Annotated in this window: 17 protein-coding genes; 8 read left to right on the plus strand and 9 right to left on the minus strand. The window is 53.3% G+C overall.

The genetic code is table 11. The features are described 5' to 3' along the window. Window positions 1-115 precede the first annotated feature (115 nt). The gene (locus FFA38_RS02795; RefSeq protein WP_138315461.1) at window positions 116-952 is read left to right on the plus strand and encodes an NAD-dependent protein deacetylase; all 837 of its coding nucleotides are present in this window, start codon (window positions 116-118) and stop codon (window positions 950-952) included. After that, entirely contained in the window at window positions 945-1544 is a 600-nt protein-coding gene (locus tag FFA38_RS02800; protein WP_138315462.1) for a histidine phosphatase family protein, read from the plus strand. Before FFA38_RS02795 ends, FFA38_RS02800 begins: the two co-directional genes overlap by 8 nt. Here the strand turns inward: FFA38_RS02800 and FFA38_RS02805 are convergent, their stop codons facing one another. From FFA38_RS02805 to metH, 3 genes are read right to left on the minus strand one after another with little or no spacing between them, the layout of a single operon-like run. Then, window positions 1545-2612, minus strand: a complete 1068-nt coding sequence (locus FFA38_RS02805) for a glycosyltransferase family 4 protein (RefSeq protein WP_138315463.1) — start codon at window positions 2610-2612, stop codon at window positions 1545-1547. Further along, the gene (locus tag FFA38_RS02810) at window positions 2609-3505 is read right to left on the minus strand and encodes an alpha/beta fold hydrolase (RefSeq protein WP_138315464.1); all 897 of its coding nucleotides are present in this window, start codon (window positions 3503-3505) and stop codon (window positions 2609-2611) included. The genes FFA38_RS02805 and FFA38_RS02810 overlap by 4 nt, the downstream gene beginning before the upstream one ends. Before the next feature lie 2 nt (window positions 3506-3507). Next, a complete protein-coding gene (metH, locus tag FFA38_RS02815; protein WP_172955989.1) occupies window positions 3508-7044 on the minus strand; it encodes a methionine synthase in 3537 nt (1178 codons plus the stop codon). Between the two features lie 54 nt (window positions 7045-7098). Between metH and FFA38_RS02820 the strand changes: the two genes are divergently transcribed. After that, on the plus strand, window positions 7099-8016 hold the full coding sequence (locus tag FFA38_RS02820) for a methylenetetrahydrofolate reductase (RefSeq protein ID WP_138315465.1): 918 nt from the start codon (window positions 7099-7101) through the stop codon (window positions 8014-8016). A 19-nt stretch (window positions 8017-8035) separates the two neighbouring features. Next, window positions 8036-8767 carry an exonuclease domain-containing protein gene (locus tag FFA38_RS02825; protein WP_246030979.1) on the plus strand — a complete coding sequence of 244 codons (732 nt, stop codon included), beginning with the start codon at window positions 8036-8038 and terminating at the stop codon, window positions 8765-8767. A gap of 103 nt (window positions 8768-8870) precedes the next feature. Here the strand turns inward: FFA38_RS02825 and FFA38_RS02830 are convergent, their stop codons facing one another. The 3 genes from FFA38_RS02830 to glgA form a co-directional block, all read right to left on the minus strand. Further along, on the minus strand, window positions 8871-9122 hold the full coding sequence (locus FFA38_RS02830) for a type B 50S ribosomal protein L31 (protein ID WP_138275297.1): 252 nt from the start codon (window positions 9120-9122) through the stop codon (window positions 8871-8873). Window positions 9123-9217: 95 nt separating this feature from the next. Then, window positions 9218-10006, minus strand: coding sequence for an ABC transporter ATP-binding protein (locus FFA38_RS02835; RefSeq protein ID WP_138315466.1), 789 nt, complete (start codon window positions 10004-10006; stop codon window positions 9218-9220). A gap of 5 nt (window positions 10007-10011) precedes the next feature. After that, window positions 10012-11208: a glycogen synthase gene (glgA, locus tag FFA38_RS02840; protein ID WP_138315467.1), complete on the minus strand. Its 1197-nt coding sequence runs from the start codon at window positions 11206-11208 to the stop codon at window positions 10012-10014. Between the two features lie 46 nt (window positions 11209-11254). Between glgA and glgC the strand changes: the two genes are divergently transcribed. Beyond that, complete coding sequence (glgC, locus tag FFA38_RS02845; protein ID WP_138275300.1) at window positions 11255-12496, plus strand: glucose-1-phosphate adenylyltransferase; 1242 nt, start codon at window positions 11255-11257, stop codon at window positions 12494-12496. Continuing rightward, window positions 12493-13125: a phosphoserine phosphatase SerB gene (serB, locus tag FFA38_RS02850; protein WP_138315468.1), complete on the plus strand. Its 633-nt coding sequence runs from the start codon at window positions 12493-12495 to the stop codon at window positions 13123-13125. The genes glgC and serB overlap by 4 nt, the downstream gene beginning before the upstream one ends. A gap of 74 nt (window positions 13126-13199) precedes the next feature. Here serB and FFA38_RS02855 read toward each other — a convergent pair whose 3' ends face one another. Continuing rightward, a complete protein-coding gene (locus FFA38_RS02855) occupies window positions 13200-13910 on the minus strand; it encodes a beta-ketoacyl-ACP reductase (protein ID WP_138315469.1) in 711 nt (236 codons plus the stop codon). Window positions 13911-14024: 114 nt separating this feature from the next. On the opposite strand from FFA38_RS02855, the gene FFA38_RS02860 reads away from it, so the two are divergent. Both FFA38_RS02860 and FFA38_RS02870 read left to right on the plus strand, forming a co-directional pair. Then, window positions 14025-14330, plus strand: a complete 306-nt coding sequence (locus FFA38_RS02860; RefSeq protein ID WP_138275303.1) for a DUF3099 domain-containing protein — start codon at window positions 14025-14027, stop codon at window positions 14328-14330. A gap of 200 nt (window positions 14331-14530) precedes the next feature. Further along, window positions 14531-15367 carry an SURF1 family cytochrome oxidase biogenesis protein gene (locus FFA38_RS02870; protein WP_138315470.1) on the plus strand — a complete coding sequence of 279 codons (837 nt, stop codon included), beginning with the start codon at window positions 14531-14533 and terminating at the stop codon, window positions 15365-15367. A gap of 9 nt (window positions 15368-15376) precedes the next feature. Here the strand turns inward: FFA38_RS02870 and abc-f are convergent, their stop codons facing one another. After that, on the minus strand, window positions 15377-16975 hold the full coding sequence (gene abc-f, locus FFA38_RS02875) for a ribosomal protection-like ABC-F family protein (protein ID WP_138275305.1): 1599 nt from the start codon (window positions 16973-16975) through the stop codon (window positions 15377-15379). A 99-nt stretch (window positions 16976-17074) separates the two neighbouring features. Continuing rightward, complete coding sequence (locus FFA38_RS02880; RefSeq protein ID WP_138275306.1) at window positions 17075-17404, minus strand: metal-sulfur cluster assembly factor; 330 nt, start codon at window positions 17402-17404, stop codon at window positions 17075-17077.

The following is a 17404-nucleotide window of genomic DNA, read 5'->3' on the forward strand; positions in this document are numbered from 1 at the left end:
TGTGTGTCCCAAAATTCTAGGGCCGTTTACACACAGATTTTGGTCACTTTTGAGAACCGTTGTCATCCCGTAATTCAATTCCGCACGAGGCTTCAGCAAAGTTAGACTTGCTGTGATGTCAGAGAGAGAATCGCTAAGCGCGGCTGTTAGCTACAGCATCGACTTTGCGCGCGATCGCATTCAGGGCAAGCGTTTGGCGGTGCTCACCGGAGCAGGGATTAGTACCGATTCCGGGATTCCTGACTATCGCGGTGCCGGACGCGTTGCCAAGCACCCAATGACCTACGACGTTTTTGTTGGGTCTAAAGATGCTCAAATTCGGTATTGGTCTCGAAGCTACATCGGCTGGGATCGGATAGCGAATGCGAATCCAAATCAGGGTCATTTTGCGTTGGCCCATGCAGAAAATCTGGGTCGTGTCGCACAGGTCATCACTCAAAATGTCGATGGTCTGCACCAGCGGGCCGGCTCTAAGCGGGTCATTGATCTACATGGCCGCCTGGATCGGGTCACCTGCCTAAACTGTTCCCAAGAAATGCACCGTTCCGAGATGGATGCTTTGTTGCGCGAACTCAATCCAGGCATTAAAAAGGACGAATCCTTTGAATTTACGCCGGATGGCGATGCCGAAGTGGAGCTGGCAGACGGATTTCAAATACCAAGTTGTGACAACTGCGGTGGGATTCTAAAACCGGACGTTGTGTTTTTCGGTGAATCGGTGCCGTCAGACCGAGTTGAGCACGCTATGACCACTCTGGACCAAGCTGAGGCACTCCTGGTGGCCGGAACCTCCCTATCGGTTAATTCGGGACTTCGTTTTGCTCGCCGAGCTGCAAAAGCCAAAAAACCAATCATCATTGTCAACCTTGGTGTTACCAAGGGCGATGAGTTGGCATCCGTAAAGATTGAGGCAAACACCTCACTCGTTCTAGAGAGACTCCTAATTGACTGAGACTGTAATCGGATTACTTCGCCACGGCCAAACTGATTGGAATATTGACTTTCGCTTGCAGGGGGTGACTGATGTGCCACTAAACGAGACCGGGATGCGACAGGCTCGGCTTGCTGCAACCGCGATTCGTTCTGAAGACTGGGATTATGTTCTCACCTCGCCGCTATCACGCGCCAAAGAAACAGCTCGCATCATTGTTGAGCTGTCCGGCCTCCCAGAACCTCAAATCGAGCATTTGCTGCTTGAGCGCTCTTTTGGCGAGGCCGAGGGTTTGAGACATGAAGAGTGGCGAGCGAATTATCCAGATACCAACAATGTTCCGGGCGCCGAAACCCTGGAAACACTCGAGGAACGAGCTTGGCGTTTGTTGGACCATTTGGCAGCGAATTACGCGGGGCGCCGTGTGTTGACCGTCTCTCACGGTGCCTTGATTCGCAAACTTCTTGGAATGGTTAGCCAGGGTGAGTTTCCGCGGGACGGCGAAAGACTTTCAAATGCCTCAATGAGTATTTTTACCCATGGGCCAGATGGCTGGAGGATTGCCGACTACTCCCCCGGCGAATTGGTGCCGCTGGACACAACGGTTATTTAGCTAGAGCTTTTCTATCATTTTGAGCAGTGCGTCAGCAGATGCTTCCCAGCTGAAGTTTTTAGCCCGCTCCAAGGCATCAATTGACGCGGCTTTCCAACTTGCAGGGTTATCAAGGTTCCTGACCTGATTGGCAAAATCCGCTGGCGATTCAAAGTTAAAGTAGCTGGCCGCCGATCCGCCGATTTCGCGGAAAATGTCAATATCTGAGACGATGACCGGTGTTCCGCGATTCATCGATTCCACCAATGGAATTCCGAAACCCTCATCTTTAGAGGCTGAAACAAGGGCGAAGGAAGTGTCAATTTCATCGATGTACTCGATCTCAGAAACGCCATTCCGAAATTTCACATTTCCGATAGCGTCCAGCGATTCAAGATCCACCTTTCGCTCTAGGGCTACTCGGCTGAGCAGAACAAGTTCGAAATCCGGAAGCAGGGCCATTCCCCGAATCAGGGTCTCGACGTTTTTGTACTCCATGAAGCTGCCCATGTAAACAAGTTTTTTACTCGGTGCGCTGTTGCGTTCAATACGTGGCTTTTCAGCTGTTTCAGCCGCGTTGTAAACCACAGAAACCGGACGCTTAGTCAGGCGGTGCTTGCTGATTAGGTCTTTTGTTGTGTGGGAAACCGTTGCCACCGCGTCTGCGCGATTAAGTAGCATGCGCTGGGGCCAATAGACCAGGTGGAAAACTCGCCAAAGGGCCCTGATGCCTACGTTGAAGCTCGGTGGTGGAGTTGGGTGGCGATAGTAAATCAAGTCGTGCAGGGTAAGGATTAGCTTGTATTGACGGCCCATGGTTCCCATGGTCTGCATCGGTGAAAATACGACCTCTGCACCAAGCTTGTTTACCTGACGCGCAACTAGAGGTTCCAACACTGAGGTTGGCGCACCGATGATTTCGTACCGACATGGCGGGAGTTTCTCAAGCTGCGCTGGGTCTGAAATCAGCGCCACAACGTCAGTTTTTCGGTTTAGGGCCTCAAAAAGCCCTGCTGAAAAGCGGCTAATGCCATCGTGGTGATCTACCCGGATGTACCTGGCGTCAAAGAAAATCGAGCTGGGTTTCATGAGTGCTTCTTTACAAAGCTACGAATGTCAGCGGCCACCAATTCTGGAACCTCGTAGTGGGTAAGGTGTCCTACTCCTGGATGTTCTACTAATTCGTGCTCTGCCCCGATTTTCAGGGCCATCTCTCGTTGCTGCTTCGGTGATGTGATGTCATCTCGACTGCCGATTATCAACAGGGTTGGCACTTTGAAGTCGGCAGCGTAATCAGAAACGTTGTGTGAAATCGATGCGGTGTAGCCTTCGATGGCCACTCGCCTGCTGGCAAAGTCATTGAAGTTGGCGTCGTGCTGCTCGTGCACCCAGGCGCGGAGTTCACGGTTCCAGCTCTTAGTCATCAGAATGCTCATTCCTCGGACCATCGGCCAGCTCTTCAGGATCCAAAGCCCCTGCTTCAGTGGCAACCGGCCGGCTAACGTGAAGAAGCTCTGAGCTACCTTGGTCAGTGGCGCGTTTGGCCCCTTCAAAGCCGGAGCAGATACCGGGTTCTCCAGTACCAAGAGTGAAATTGCGTCTGATTTTGCCGCAAATGCCGAGCAAATAATGCTTCCAAAACTATGACCCAAAAGAACAGGTTTCTCATCTAGGTTCAGGGCCGCGATGAAAGCCTCGAGCCACTTTGAGTAAGCCTCGATGCTGTGCGCGCCAGCGAATTCAGTGCTCTGACCAAATCCGGGTAAGTCTGGAATTACCACGTTGAAGTCTGGCAGTGCGCCGGCAATGGCCTCTAAACCGTGATGATTTCCGCGATAACCGTGCACGAACACAATTGTTTTGGCATTCGCTCTGTCTGCGGGATATGTCCAAAACCGGGTAACCGTGTCCAGAACTTCACTGCTCGACGCGTTGGATCTGGCTAGAGCAGCCTTGGTTAGCGACGCAGATTTCGGACTCATGACTAAACCGAGAAGTACTTAGCCTCTGGATGGTGAAGCACCATCGCGTCAGTTGACTGCTCAGGGTGCAACTGTAGTTCCTCTGAGAGCGTGACACCGATGGCCTCTGGCTTTAGCAGTTCGACCAGTTTCACTCGATCCTCAAGCTCTGGGCAGGCCGGGTAGCCAAACGAGTATCGAGCACCGCGATACTCGAGGCGGAAGTTGCCTTCGACCTCGGCAGGGTCCTCGGCGCTGAATCCGAGTTCCTCGCGAACGCGTGCGTGCCAGAATTCGGCAAGAGCCTCGGTCAGCTGCACTGATAGTCCGTGCAACTCGAGGTAGTTGCGGTAATCATTGGCTGCATACAGCTCGTTTGCGGCTTCTGAAACCCGGTTTCCCATTGTCACAAGCTGGAAGGGCACGACATCGATCTTTCCGCTCTCCTTTGAAGCGATATAGTCGCTCAAGCAAAGGTGGCGATCACGCGCCTGTCGAGGGAAAGTAAAGCGGAGACGCTCGGTGCCAGGGATTCCACCGGATCCACCGTCGGTAGCGCCCTCAGGACCGTGGTGCAGGATCACTAGGTCATCGCCGTCAGATACCGCTGGGAAGTAACCATATACGACGGCTGCTTCTAGCAGGCTTTCAGTTTGAATTTTCTCCAACCAAGCCCTCAGGCGTGGGCGTCCCTCAGTTTCAACCAATTCCTCGTAGCTCGCGCCATCTTCGGCACGCGAAGGCTTTAGCCCCCACTGGCCCATAAATGTTGCGCGCTCGTCCAAGAATGATGCGTAGTCGCGAAGCGGAACACCCTTGATGATTCGGGTTCCCCAGAATGGAGGGCTAGGAATTTCGTTGTCAGATGAGACATCTGATCGGTCCGGCATCATGTCCGGCACGGTTCGCACCAAAAGGTTTTTCGGCTGAACGACGCGCTTCTTAAGTTCTGGCAACTTGGCATCGGTGTCACCGCGTTTGATCTTGATGATGGTGTCCATCAATCTAAGTCCCTCGAAGGCATCACGGGCGTAACGTACTTCTCCGTCAAAAATCTCGGCAAGGTCCTGTTCCACGAAGCTTCGGGTCAGAGCGGCACCGCCGAGAATGACTGGCCAGCGCTCAGCTACTCCGCGTAGGTTCATTTCCTCGAGGTTTTCGCGCATGATCTGGGTGGACTTAACCAACAGTCCACTCATGCCAATCACGTCAACATCGTGCTCTTCTGCCGCACGCAAAATCTCATTGATTGGTTGCTTGATTCCGATGTTTACCGTCTCAAAACCGTTATTGCTAAGGATGATATCGACCAAGTTCTTGCCGATATCGTGAACGTCACCGCGAACGGTTGCCAGCAGAATGCGGCCCTTGCCAGCGTCTTCAGTTTTTTCGATGAATGGCTCTAGGTGGGCAACTGCGGTCTTCATAACCTCAGCTGACTGTAGAACGAACGGCAACTGCATCTCGCCCTTGCCGAAAAGTTCGCCTACAACCTGCATGCCCTTGAGAAGGTGGTCGTTGATGATTCCCAGCGCGGTCATACCGCTTGCTAGAGCTTCATCCAAGTCTGGTTCTAGACCCTTCTTTTCACCATCGATGATTCGACGCTCAAGTCTTTGATCAAGGGGCATCGCGGCTAGTTCTTCCGCACGCGACTGACGGTTGGCAGCTGAATCAACACCGCTAAATACGTCAAGGAACCGAGTCAATGGATCGAAGGTGATGTTGCCATCGGCATCGTAGGTTCGTCGGTCGTAAATCAAGTCGAGAGCCGCTTCGAGCTGTTCGGCTGGAATTTGACTCAACGGCATGATGCGAGCAGCGTGGACAATAGCCGAGGTTAGGCCAACCTTCACACACTCTTGAAGGAACACGGAATTCAACACATGTCGTGCTGCTGGGCTCAATCCAAATGAGATATTTGAAATGCCCAGTGTGCTTTGAACGCCAGGGAAAGCCTCGTGCAAGCGTCGGATAGCCTCGATGGTTTCAATTCCATCGCGGCGAGTTTCATCCTGACCCGTTGCAATTGGGAAGGTCAGGGTGTCGACAGTGATGTCCACCAAACGCATACCCCAGTTAGTGGTCAAATCCTCAATCAGGCGCTTGGCAATGGCAAACTTTGTGTCGGCTGTTCTAGCCTGGCCCTCTTCGTCAATGGTTAGCGCAACAACAGCTGCGCCATGCTCTCGAACCATGGGCATAATTCGCGCGAAACGAGAAGTAGGTCCGTCTCCGTCTTCATAGTTGACCGAGTTGATCATCGCTCGGCCACCCATGCACTCGAGGCCGGCCTCCAGTACTGCCGGTTCGGTCGAGTCTAGGACCAGCGGAAGGGTCGTAGAGGTCGCCAAACGGCTGACCAATTCTCGTGCGTCCTTGGCGCCGTCGCGCCCAACGTAGTCAACACAAACGTCAAGAAGGTGCGCACCCTCACGGGTTTGAGATCTGGCAATCTCAAGGCATTCATCCCAGTTCTCGGCGAGCATTGCTTCGCGGAATGCCTTCGAACCATTGGCATTGGTTCTTTCGCCAATCGAAAGATAGGTCATGGTCTGGTCAAAAGGCTGGTGCTGGTAGAGGCTGGCCAATCCAGGTTCGTCAATAAGTTGAGGTCGGCTCGGAACCTTGCCGGCGACGGCAGCTGCAACTTCAGCGATGTGTGCTGGCGTAGTACCGCAGCATCCACCAACCAAACCGGCGCCGTAGTCGTTCACAAACTGCAACTGTGCGGTGGCAAGCTCGCTTGGAGTGAGTGGGTAATGTGCGCCGTGAGGGCCCAAGATCGGTAGTCCAGCGTTAGGCATAACGACTACCGGCAGGTCGGAGAACTTAGCTAGGTACCTGAGGTGCTCGCTCATTTCGGTTGGGCCGGTCGCACAGTTAAGGCCGATCGCATCGATACCCAATGCGCTCAATGCGGTCAAAGCGGCACCGATTTCGGAGCCGAGCAACATGGTTCCAGTGGTCTCGATGGTGACTGAAACCAGAATTGGAATTTGGACATTGAGTTCTGCCATGGCGCGCTTTGAGCCAATGACTGCGCTCTTGGCCTGCAGAAGGTCCTGGGCAGTTTCAATCAGAATTGCGTCGGCACCGCCGCGAATTAGTCCTCTGGCACTGAGCTGGTAAGCATCACGCAGTACTGCAAATTTTTCGTGACCGAGGCTAGGCAATTTGGTACCCGGTCCCATAGATCCCAGTACCCAACGAGGCTTTTCATCGGTGCTGAAGTCGTCGGCTACTTGGCGTGCAACCTCTGCTCCCGCGAAAGCCAGCTCTTCGATTCGGTCTTGGATGTCGTATTCGGCCAAGTTGGCAAAATTGGCACCGAAAGTGTTGGTCTCAATTGCCTCTGCGCCAGCCTTTAGATACTGAGCATGAATGCCAGAAATGATGTCTGGTCGGGTGACATTGAGAATTTCGTTGCAACCCTCATAACCCTGGAACTCATCCAGCGTTGGGTTGGCCTCCTGAATCATGGTTCCCATGGCGCCGTCAGCAACGACAACGCGGGATCGGACAGCATTGATTAGGGCTTCTGAGCGGGGAGCAAACATAGGTTTCAAGTCTAACTGAGGCAGGTTGATGTGGCTGTGGAATATACTTATTGAATGCCTGAATTCCCTCTCCTTCGAAAGACCGAGCTCGACCTAACTTCTTTTAAGAAGATCACCGAGGTAATGCAGGCGCGTTCTGTTATTGGTGAACCAACTTTGTCCTTCGAATTCTTCCCACCAAAAGACGATGCCGGTGAAGAGCGACTTTGGGACGCATTCGAAAAACTTCTAGAGGTCAAGCCAGATTACGTGTCGGTGACCTACGGTGCCGGCGGTTCCAGCCAGGATAGATCCCTGTCTGTAGTTCAGCGGATGGCTAAAAGTGTTCCGACAATTGGCCACCTGACCTGCGTTGGTGCGACAACTCAGAGCACCATCGACATCATTCGACAGTTTGAAGCTGCAAAGGTAGCTGCAATTCTTGCCTTGCGCGGGGACGCACCTAAAGACGACCCAGACGCTCTAGGTAAAGGACAGCTCAAGACTGCCCTTGAGCTAATTGAAGTTGCAAATCAAAACTCTCACCTCGAAATCGGTGTCGCAGCCTTTCCAGAAGTCCACCCGGAGTCACCGGATATGGCCCACGACTCAATGGTTCTTGCCTTGAAGCAGGCTGCTGGGGCAAAGTTTGCGGTTACTCAGCTGTTCTTTAGCGTCAAGGCTTATACCGATCTGGTTAGCAGTGCTGCAGAAGCGGGTGTTACCATTCCGATTGTTCCTGGAGTTATGCCAATCGCAAATGCCAAGCAGGTTATTCGCATGGCGGCCATGAGTGGCGCAGCGATGCCGGCCGAACTCCTCGAAGCTCTAGAGGGGCTGGATGACGAGGCAGCGAGCAAACTCGGCATGGAGTTCTCCAAGCAGCTGTCGGTTGACCTGATCGCCGCAGGAGCGCCCGGACTCCACATCTTTAGTCTGAACCAGCACGCAGCTGCCATTGAACTGGCGCGTGGTGCGGGTCTTTGTCGCTAGCCACCTTTAGTCTGAAGACGTGACCGACCAACAACTTTCGTTTGACTTCTCCCCTGCCCTGCCTGATTGGGCTAGGCAAATTGCCGTTTTCGATCTTGAAACTACAGGCCTAGATCTAACCGATGCCCGAATTGTCACCGCCTGTGCGGTGGAGCTTGACGAGCATGGTGCTGTGGTTGGGCAAAACGTCGAATGGTTGGCCGATCCTGGAATCGAGATTCCTACACCTGCCAGCGATGTTCACGGTGTCACCACCGAAATGGCCAGACGAGATGGCAGGGAGGCCAGTGAGGTGGTTGCCGAAATCCTGGACACTCTCAAGGGTTTTTTCGCTAGAGGGCTCCCAGTAGTTGCCTATAACGCACCATACGACTTTACGATTTTGCATTATGAGGCCATGCGTCACGGCCTAGAACCCTTGAAAATTGGTTCAATTATTGATCCCCTGGTCATTGATCGGTTCAAGGATAAATATCGCAAAGGAAAGCGCCGCTTGGAGAACGCTGCAGAGTTCTACAACGTTGAACTTGCCGATGCTCACAACGCTACGGCCGACGCAATCGCAGCCGGACGTGTGGCACAGGCTATCGCTAAGCGGTGGGCCGATGAACTGCCAGCGTCACTCCCAGATCTTCATGCCGCGCAAATTCAATGGAGTGATTTCCTCGACAGCGACTTTGAAAACTACATGCGCCGGAGTGTCAACCCTGAATTTAGTGTCAAGCGTGGCTGGCCACTGAAGCTGAATTAGGTGTTGTCATAAACCACCATTAAGAACAAAAGGCCCCGCCGAAGCGGGGCCTTTTTAGGTCTCAACCTAGAAGCTGTGTGGACAGCTTCTGTTCTCGCGGAGCTTACGCTCCGAAGTTCTTGTAACGTGCGTTGAAGCGCTCTACGCGACCTGCAGCATCCATGATGCGCTGCTTTCCGGTGTAGAACGGGTGTGACTCTGATGAAATTTCAACGTCGAAAACTGGGTAGGTGTTGCCGTCTTCCCACTCAATGGTCTTGCTGCTGCTAAGTGTTGAGCGAGTAAGGAACGCTACACCCGATGCCAAGTCGCGGAATACGACTGCTTCGTACTTTGGGTGAATGTCTGCCTTCATGGGAAAACTCCGTAATAATCGAAAACTTTGGGGTTTGTGCCACAGGGCACTAAGGGACAAGCATACCAGAATTGGGCTAGCTTGAACACCTAATTCTAGTATTTATGTGCGCGGACCCGGAACCGACCATCTTCGTAATCGACCTTGAGGCCAAAACCAAAGACCTCCGAGATCTTCTCTGATGTCAGGGTGTTGTGGATGTCCCCGGCAGCGAAGATTTCTCCGTTGCGAATCAGCAGGGCATGAGTGAATCCCTCCGGAATCTCTTCAAGATGGTGGGTAACCATGACCATGGCCGGCGCCATCGGGTGCGACGCATACTCTCCGATGATGTTGATGGTCTGCTCCCTAGCGGCCAGGTCAAGGCTTGCTACCGGTTCATCAAGCAAAAGCACTTCTGGATCAGGCATAACGGCGCGAGCAATTTGGGTTCGCTTCCGTTCTCCGTCGCTCAGGGTGCCAAACGCGCGGTCTGCAAATTCTGAAAGTTGCCACTCTGAAAGGACTCGCCGGGCGCGTCGTTCATCGATGTCCTCGTACTTTTCGTTCCAGCGTCCGGTTACACCGTAGCTGGCGGTCATAACCGCGTTGAGCACCGATTCTGAGTTTGGGATGTGGGCCGCGAGTGCACTCGAGGCAAAACCGATCCTGGTACGGAGTTCAAAGACATTGATCTCCCCCATTCGCTCGCCAAGTATTGTGGCTTGGCCGTGCGTTGGGTGAATCTGGGCTGCAGCAACGCGCAACAAGGTGGTCTTGCCAGCGCCATTCGGTCCAACTATTACCCAACGCTGATTTGGCTCAACTTGCCAGTCAACATTGTTGAGGATGTTTCGACCCTCGCGGACTACGGTGACGTTGTTTAGATCTATGACGCGTGACATGCCTTTTAGCCTATGTGCTTGCCGTTGATTGCCTTCTCATAGACACCAATAGTTTCCGCAGCAATACTGTCCCAGCTGAAGTGTTGCTCCACACGCCTACGACCGGCTGCCCCGAATTCGGCAATTTTTGGGTGATCCAGCATCTCATTGAGGGCCGCAGCAAAGTCAGCCACAAACTTGCCTTCGTCCAGTGGTTTGCCGCTGCCATCCATCAATTGCTCAATCGGCACCAGCAGTCCAGTCTCGTTGTGGGCAACGACCTCTGGAATGCCACCAGTAGCCGTGGCAACAACCGGAGTTCCGCAGGCCATAGCCTCCAAGTTCACAATGCCGAGTGGCTCGTATATCGACGGGCAGGCAAAAACAGTTGCGGCCGAGAGCATGGCAATCAATTCGGCGCGGCTCAGGTGCTTTTCTACCCAGATAACGTTGTCGCGCACTTTTCGAAGCTCGGCTACCAGGTCGGTAACCTCCTGGAGAATTTGGGGGGTGTCTGGGGCGCCAGCACAAAGTACCAACTGAACATCAGCGGGCAATTCCCTGGCTGCCTTGAGTAGATACGGCAAACCCTTTTGCATCGTGATTCGACCCACAAAGACCACAGAACGCTGATCTGGGTTCACGCCGTTGGCGCGCACTAAGTCAGGGTTATCAGCTGCCTGGAATGCATCTAGATCAATGCCATTGTGTACAACAGCAACTTTTTGAGGGTCAAGTTGAGGGTAGGCACGAAGAATGTCCTGACGCATACCGTCTGAAACCGCGATGATGCCGGTCGCACCTTCGTAGGCTGTTCGCTCAACCCATGACGAAAGGCGGTAACCGCCACCCAACTGCTGCTCTTTCCATGGGCGCAGCGGTTCGAGGCTGTGGGCCGTAATCAGGTGTGGGATCCCGTGAAGGGTTCCGGCTACTTGCCCGGCAAAGTTTGCGTACCAGGTGTGCGAATGGACTAGGTCAGCGCCTGCAATTGCAGAAACCATGCTCAAATCGGTGGCCATGGTCTGTAGGGCACCATTGACAGCTTCAAACTCAGCGCTGTGGCGGTATGCAAATGTATCGGTTTCATTACGGTCTTCACCGAAGCAGTGGACCTTGACATCGATCTGTTTTCGCAAAACTCTCACTAATTCAGCGACATGTACGCCCGCTCCCCCATAAATGAAGGGTGGATATTCTTTGGTGATCAGATCGATTCTCATAGCGTCATGTTATCTGGCGTTCATAAAGGACTAATAACATTTCGATATGAGCACTCCACGTATTTTCGGAATGGTCCTTGCTGGCGGCGAGGGTAAGCGCTTGATGCCTCTAACGGCTGATCGCGCAAAGCCTGCGGTGCCTTTTGGGGGAAGTTATCGTCTTATCGACTTTGCATTGTCAAACCTGATTAATTCAGGTCTTCGACGCATCGTTGTTTTGACTCAGTACAAATCACACAGCCTTGACCGCCATATCTCTCAGACCTGGCGAATGTCTCCGCTGCTTGGCGCCTACGTTGCCTCGGTTCCTGCACAGCAGCGACTTGGCAAGCGCTGGTTCTCGGGAAGTGCTGACGCAATTCTGCAGAGCATGAACCTTCTGAGCGACGAGCGACCAGACATCGTCGTCGTGGTCGGTGCCGACCACGTTTACCGCATGGACTTTGATCAGATGATTGAAGCGCACATCAAGTCAGGCCGTGGAGTCACAGTTGCAGCCATTCGCCAACCACTTTCGCTGGCGAACCAGTTTGGCGTAATCGAGGTTGACGAAAAAGACAACACCAAGATTGCAGCTTTCCGCGAGAAACCAAGCGACCCTAAGGGTTTGCCGGATAGCCCAGGCGAAGTTTTGGCTTCGATGGGAAACTACGTTTTCAGCGCCCAGGCACTGATTGACGCTATTGAGCATGACGGAACCCTCGAGGAGTCATCGCACGACATGGGTGGCGACATCGTCCCTTACATGGTTGCGCGCGAGGACGCTGGAGTTTATGACTTCACCTACAACGAGATTCCAGGCTCTACAGAGCGTGACCACTCGTACTGGCGCGACGTAGGAACCATGGACTCTTACTACGAGGCCCACATGGACCTAATCTCAGTGATGCCGGTTTTCAACCTGTACAACTCAGAGTGGCCGGTACACACCCAGCAGATCAACTTGCCACCGGCAAAGTTTGTTCACGATGGTGAGGGCAACCAGGGGCGGACCACCGACTCAATTGTTTCGCTTGGAACCGTGGTTTCGGGGGGAATTGTTGAGCGCAGCGTGCTCTCGCCGAATGTGCGCATTCACTCCAGAGCTCTAATTACTGACTCGATTTTGCTTGATGGCGTCCAGGTTGGGCGCGACTGCACCGTTCGAAAGGCTATCCTCGACAAGAGCGTTGTCGTTGCCGATGGCGCCTCGATCGGTGTCGACAAGCAAAGAGATCTTGACCGCGGCTTCTTCGTCACCGACTCGGGTATCACCGTTGTTGGAAAGGGCGTTCTGGTTACACCGTGACCAAGTTTTTAGTGGTTTTTGATGTTGATTCAACTCTCATCGAAGACGAAGTAATTGAGTTATTGGCCGATGTCGCTGGAAAGGGCGCTGAAGTTGCTGCGGTAACCGAACGCGCCATGGCTGGCGAGCTGGACTTTGCCGAAAGCCTTATTGAGCGAGTTAAAACCCTCGCCGGGCTTCCCGAAAGCGTCTTTGAAGAGGTTTTGGGGAGGATTCGCATCACCACCGGGGCAAAGACCCTAATCGATGCCGTTCATGCAGCCGGTGGACAGGTGGGCGCTGTTTCTGGCGGATTCAACCAGCTTCTAGGGCCATTGGCCAAGACTTTGGAGCTTGATTTTGCTCGCGCAAATCAACTTGAGGTTGTAGACGGTGTGCTGACCGGCCGGGTTATTGGCAAAATTATCGATCGTGCTGCCAAGGCCGAGTCTTTGCTCGAATGGGCAGAAGAGGCGGGCTTCGCCATCGAAAACACGGTGGCAGTGGGCGATGGCGCTAATGACCTAGACATGTTGGCCGCAGCTGGACTGGGCGTTGGCTTCAACTGCAAGCCGATTGTTCGCGAACATGCCGATTATGTACTCGAGGGTAATGACCTTGCCGGTTTGATACCGGTTCTCAAACTCTGATCAGTAAAAACCTGTTTATTGATAAATCTGAGCATAAAAAAACCGCCCAACCGGGCGGTTTTTTTATCAAATCGCTAGTGGCCCATACCCAATCCGCCGTCAACCGGAATGACAGCACCTGAGATGTAGCTGGCTTCGTCGCTGGCAAGCCAGGCAACGACCTTGGCAACTTCTTCTGGCTGGGCAAAGCGGCCGGCCGGAATCTTCTTCTTGTACTCGTCCTGCTGAGCTTCAGGCAAAGCCGCGGTCATATCGGTGTCAATAAAGCCCGGGGCGACCACGTTTGCGGTGATGCCGCGGGCACCAAGCTCGCGGGTTACTGAGCGAGCCATACCTACCAGGGCCGACTTGGCAGCTGAGTAATTTACCTGGCCAGCCGAGCCGAGAAGGCCAACGACGCTACCAATCAGGATCACGCGGCCGTACTTGCCTTTGATCATGCCCTTGGTGGCGCGGCGCAGTACGCGGAAAACGCCATTCAAATTTGTGTCAATTACTGACTCGAATTCTTCGTCGGTCATGCGCATGAGGAGGGTATCGCGGGTAATGCCTGCGTTTGCAACCAAGATTTCGATTGCCCCTAGCTTCTCTTCGACCTCGGCGAATGCAGCATCCAGGGTCTCAGGCTTGGTCACATCTGCGACCACACTTAGTGAACCGGCAGGGCCCTCGCCGCTGCGAACGGTCACAGCAACCCTGTGACCTTGACGAATGAACTCCTCAGCAATCGATTTTCCGATTCCACGGTTACCGCCGGTGACTAGAACTGTTCTTGGTGTGGTCATTGACTATTCTCTTTCAGGGAATACAACTGTTAGCGCTGCGCTTGGGACAAGTGAAGTCTACCTTTGCGAGCCTTTGGTAGCTGTATTCGGCTGATCTGAAAGTGGTGATTAGACATGAGTGAAACGCAGAGTGTTACCTCGATCGGTCAATCCCCCGAGGCTGAACGCAAAACCCGCATGATCAAATACCTGATTGCCATGATCATTCGAATGGTTTGTTTGGTGCTGGCTTTGGTCGTTCAAGGCTGGTTAGCCTGGGTGTTTGCGGCTGGAGCAGTCCTACTGCCTTATTTTGCCGTTGTCCTAGCCAACGCTGTGGTCACAGACGACAAGCCAAAACTAGCCACCGCAGTTGCGCCAAAACTGGTTATTTCCGCCGACCAATTCGTTGCCGCGCCAAAGCCAGAGGAAAACCGTTAGTTGCTGGGTATCTCTCCCCCAAATCTGAAATGTTCCAGAGCAGGTTGTACTACAACGGCTGAATTCAGTCTCACCTGGCGAAACCCCAAGATTCACACCGATGGGCGAACTAAAGTTTGGTCGGCCTGTGATGAGCATCGACAATTTCTGGTTGACTATTTAGAGACCCGAGGTTTTCTGCTAACTACCGAAAAGATTCAATGACCAATTACAAACTGAGCTGGCTCAACGATTCCTGGAAACGTTGGCTGGCTTGGCTGATTGCTGCATCGGTGTTTGCAGTTGCCTGTGTTTTTCTCTCTGATTGGCAGTTTGACCGCCGTCAAGAGGCCTTGGCAAAAATTGAAGTTGTGGCGCAAAACTACGATCAGGCCCCTCTGTCACTAGAGGATGTTGTTCGGTCCGACGAGTTTGACGCCCGCAATGAGTGGCGACCGGTGTCGATTACCGGCCAATTCCTGCCCGAGAAGGCTTACCTAGTTCGAAATCGCCCATACAACGGGCAGCCGGGCTTCTTGCAGGTCATTCCATTTAAGGCCGTTACTGGCCAGCTGGTAGCCATTGAGACCGGTTGGTTACCTACGGGGTCGCGCCAGGACTCACCAGATTTAATTCCGCTCCCAGATGACCAAGAGCGGACTATCCTCGCTCGAATTAGACCAACTGAGCCAACTCTCAACCGCGATGCTCCGGCTGGTCAACTTGGCACTCTAAACTCGGCGAACCTCTTCAAGCAGGCTGGTTTGTCGGGTGACTTAATTGAATCGGTGTATTTTCGGTTAGCCGAAAGCTACAACCAGGGTGAGGCGGTACCGAAACTTCTACCCAAACCGGCACTTACCGAGGGAAATCACCTGAGTTATGCGTTGCAGTGGATTCTTTTTGCGCTCATGGCTTTCACCGCATTGATCTGGGGTGTTCGGCAAGAACTCAGATTCAAGCGTATGGCTGAAGATGAAACCTACCGACCTAAAAGGCGCAAACGCGTGGGCGACGACGATAAAGCAGCTGAAGACGCGCTTCTGGGCCAGGAATAGCAGTGGGTTTTAGCTGAGTGCAATCAGGTCGGCGTATCCGTCGTTCCAGTGGTCTTCATCGCCATCCGGCAAAATCAACACCCGTTCTGGGTTCAGGGCCAAAACCGCACCAACATCGTGGCTAACCAGCACAACTGCACCGGTGAATGTGCTCAGCGCTCGAAGAATTTCTTCGCGGCTGGCCGGGTCAAGGTTGTTAGTCGGCTCATCGAGCAGCAATACGTTGGCCGATGACACAACAAGTGAGGCAAGTGCCAAGCGGGTTTTCTCTCCACCGCTCAGAACACCGGCAGGCTTATTGACGTCATCACCGGTGAAAAGGAATGATCCCAAGACCTTGCGGGCATCGGTGTCGGCAAGTTGTGGAGCTGCACGCTGCATGTTTTCCAGCACAGATTTGGAGACGTCCAGGGTCTCGTGCTCCTGGGCAAAATAGCCGATCTTCAGTCCGTGACCTGGAACAATTTCACCGGTGTCTGGCTTGTCGAGACCCGCAAGCATGCGCAGCATCGTGGTTTTACCGGCACCGTTCATACCGATGATGACTACCTTTGAACCCTTGTCAATGGCTAGGTCAACGGCGGTGAAAATCTCAAGCGAACCGTAGCTCTTGCTTAGGTTGTTAGCCATTAGCGGAGTGCGGCCACATGGAGCTGGATCTGGGAATTTGATTTTGGCGACGCGATCAACTTCTCTGACCTCATCGAGTGAGTTCAGTAGGGACTCAGCGCGGCGAACCATCTGCTTTGCAGCAACAGCTTTGGAGGCTTTTGCACCAAATTTGGCTGCCTGAATCTGCAGGGTATTGGCCTTCTTTTCAGCGATGGCTCGTTCGCGCTTGCGGCGCTCCTCATCGGTCTCGCGAGCCTTTTGGTACTGGCGCCAGCCCATGTTGTAGATATCGATTACGCAGCGAATGGCGTCAAGATAGAAAACGCGGTTTACCGTTTCTTCGACTAGGTCAACGTCGTGACTGATAACAATCAGGCCACCCTGATAGCCCTTCAAGAACTCACGCAACCAAACCACTGAATCGGCGTCAAGGTGGTTGGTTGGCTCATCGAGAATCATGGTTTCGGCGTTCGAAAAGAGGATTCTTGCCAACTCGATTCGGCGGCGCTGACCACCGGAAAGTGTCTTTAGCGGCTGGTCGAGAATGTGGTCCTTGAGGTTTAGGTTGCTGGCAATAGTTGCAGCTTCAGCCTCGGCGGCGTACCCACCAGCTGCCTGAAAGCTTTCTTCAAGTTCCGAGTACCTAGCCATCGCGCGGTTGTAGACGTCTTCTTCGATGCTGCCCATGTCTTCGGTGCACTTTGCCATTTCGGCCGCAATATCGCCAAGGCCTCTGGCGTTCAAGATTCGAGTGCGAGCTAGCTCTTCTGGGTCACCCGAACGAGGGTCCTGCGGCAAATAACCGATTTCCCCACCGCGAGCCACGGCACCCTGAGATGGCTGCCCATCCCCCGCCAAAATTTTAGTGAGGGTGGTTTTGCCGGCACCATTTCGGCCCACCAGTCCCACCTTGTCACCCTTATCAACGCGAAAATTCACGTTAGACATGAGGACGCGAGCTCCGATGCGGATCTCTAGGTTACTCACGCTAATCATTTGAATCTCCGTTGGTAAAAGGGTGTATCGGGTTGCGACGCACAAAAGCCCAAGTCTACAAGTTGCGACTTGGGCTTCTGGTGCGAATTTAGGGTGGGTCTAGATTGAGAACCCGATGGCTCGCATTTGCTCGCGCCCATCTTCGGTAATTTTTTCTGGACCCCATGGTGGCATCCAAACCCAGTTGATGCGGAATGCTTCAACCACGCCGTCAAGTGCTTCGGCCGTTTGTTCTTCAAGAACATCGGTCAAAGGGCATCCCGCAGAGGTCAAAGTCATGTTGATTAGCAGGTTGCCATCTTCAGACTTCTGAAGACCGTAAATCAGACCCAAATCAACAATGTTCACACCGATTTCTGGGTCGATCACATCCTTTAGAGCCTCTATGACATTGTCATAAAGGGTTGGATCAAGCTCAGTGGCGTTCAT

The organism is Rhodoluna limnophila, assembly GCF_005845365.1.
Taxonomy (GTDB): Bacteria; Actinomycetota; Actinomycetes; order Actinomycetales; family Microbacteriaceae; genus Rhodoluna; species Rhodoluna limnophila.

What these genes read in the sequence shown, in the direction of transcription:
- FFA38_RS02795 (WP_138315461.1), top strand. Translation starts at nt 116, where the DNA reads ATGTCAGAGAGAGAATCGCTAAGCGCGGCTGTTAGCTACAGCATCGAC.
- glgC (WP_138275300.1), top strand. Translation starts at nt 11,255, where the DNA reads ATGAGCACTCCACGTATTTTCGGAATGGTCCTTGCTGGCGGCGAGGGT.
- FFA38_RS02835 (WP_138315466.1), bottom strand. Translation starts at nt 10,006, where the DNA reads ATGTCACGCGTCATAGATCTAAACAACGTCACCGTAGTCCGCGAGGGT.
- metH (WP_172955989.1), bottom strand. Translation starts at nt 7,044, where the DNA reads ATGTTTGCTCCCCGCTCAGAAGCCCTAATCAATGCTGTCCGATCCCGC.
- glgA (WP_138315467.1), bottom strand. Translation starts at nt 11,208, where the DNA reads ATGAGAATCGATCTGATCACCAAAGAATATCCACCCTTCATTTATGGG.
- FFA38_RS02870 (WP_138315470.1), top strand. Translation starts at nt 14,531, where the DNA reads ATGACCAATTACAAACTGAGCTGGCTCAACGATTCCTGGAAACGTTGG.
- FFA38_RS02810 (WP_138315464.1), bottom strand. Translation starts at nt 3,505, where the DNA reads ATGAGTCCGAAATCTGCGTCGCTAACCAAGGCTGCTCTAGCCAGATCC.
- FFA38_RS02855 (WP_138315469.1), bottom strand. Translation starts at nt 13,910, where the DNA reads ATGACCACACCAAGAACAGTTCTAGTCACCGGCGGTAACCGTGGAATC.
- FFA38_RS02860 (WP_138275303.1), top strand. Translation starts at nt 14,025, where the DNA reads ATGAGTGAAACGCAGAGTGTTACCTCGATCGGTCAATCCCCCGAGGCT.
- FFA38_RS02830 (WP_138275297.1), bottom strand. Translation starts at nt 9,122, where the DNA reads ATGAAGGCAGACATTCACCCAAAGTACGAAGCAGTCGTATTCCGCGAC.
- FFA38_RS02805 (WP_138315463.1), bottom strand. Translation starts at nt 2,612, where the DNA reads ATGAAACCCAGCTCGATTTTCTTTGACGCCAGGTACATCCGGGTAGAT.
- FFA38_RS02880 (WP_138275306.1), bottom strand. Translation starts at nt 17,404, where the DNA reads ATGAACGCCACTGAGCTTGATCCAACCCTTTATGACAATGTCATAGAG.
- abc-f (WP_138275305.1), bottom strand. Translation starts at nt 16,975, where the DNA reads ATGATTAGCGTGAGTAACCTAGAGATCCGCATCGGAGCTCGCGTCCTC.
- FFA38_RS02820 (WP_138315465.1), top strand. Translation starts at nt 7,099, where the DNA reads ATGCCTGAATTCCCTCTCCTTCGAAAGACCGAGCTCGACCTAACTTCT.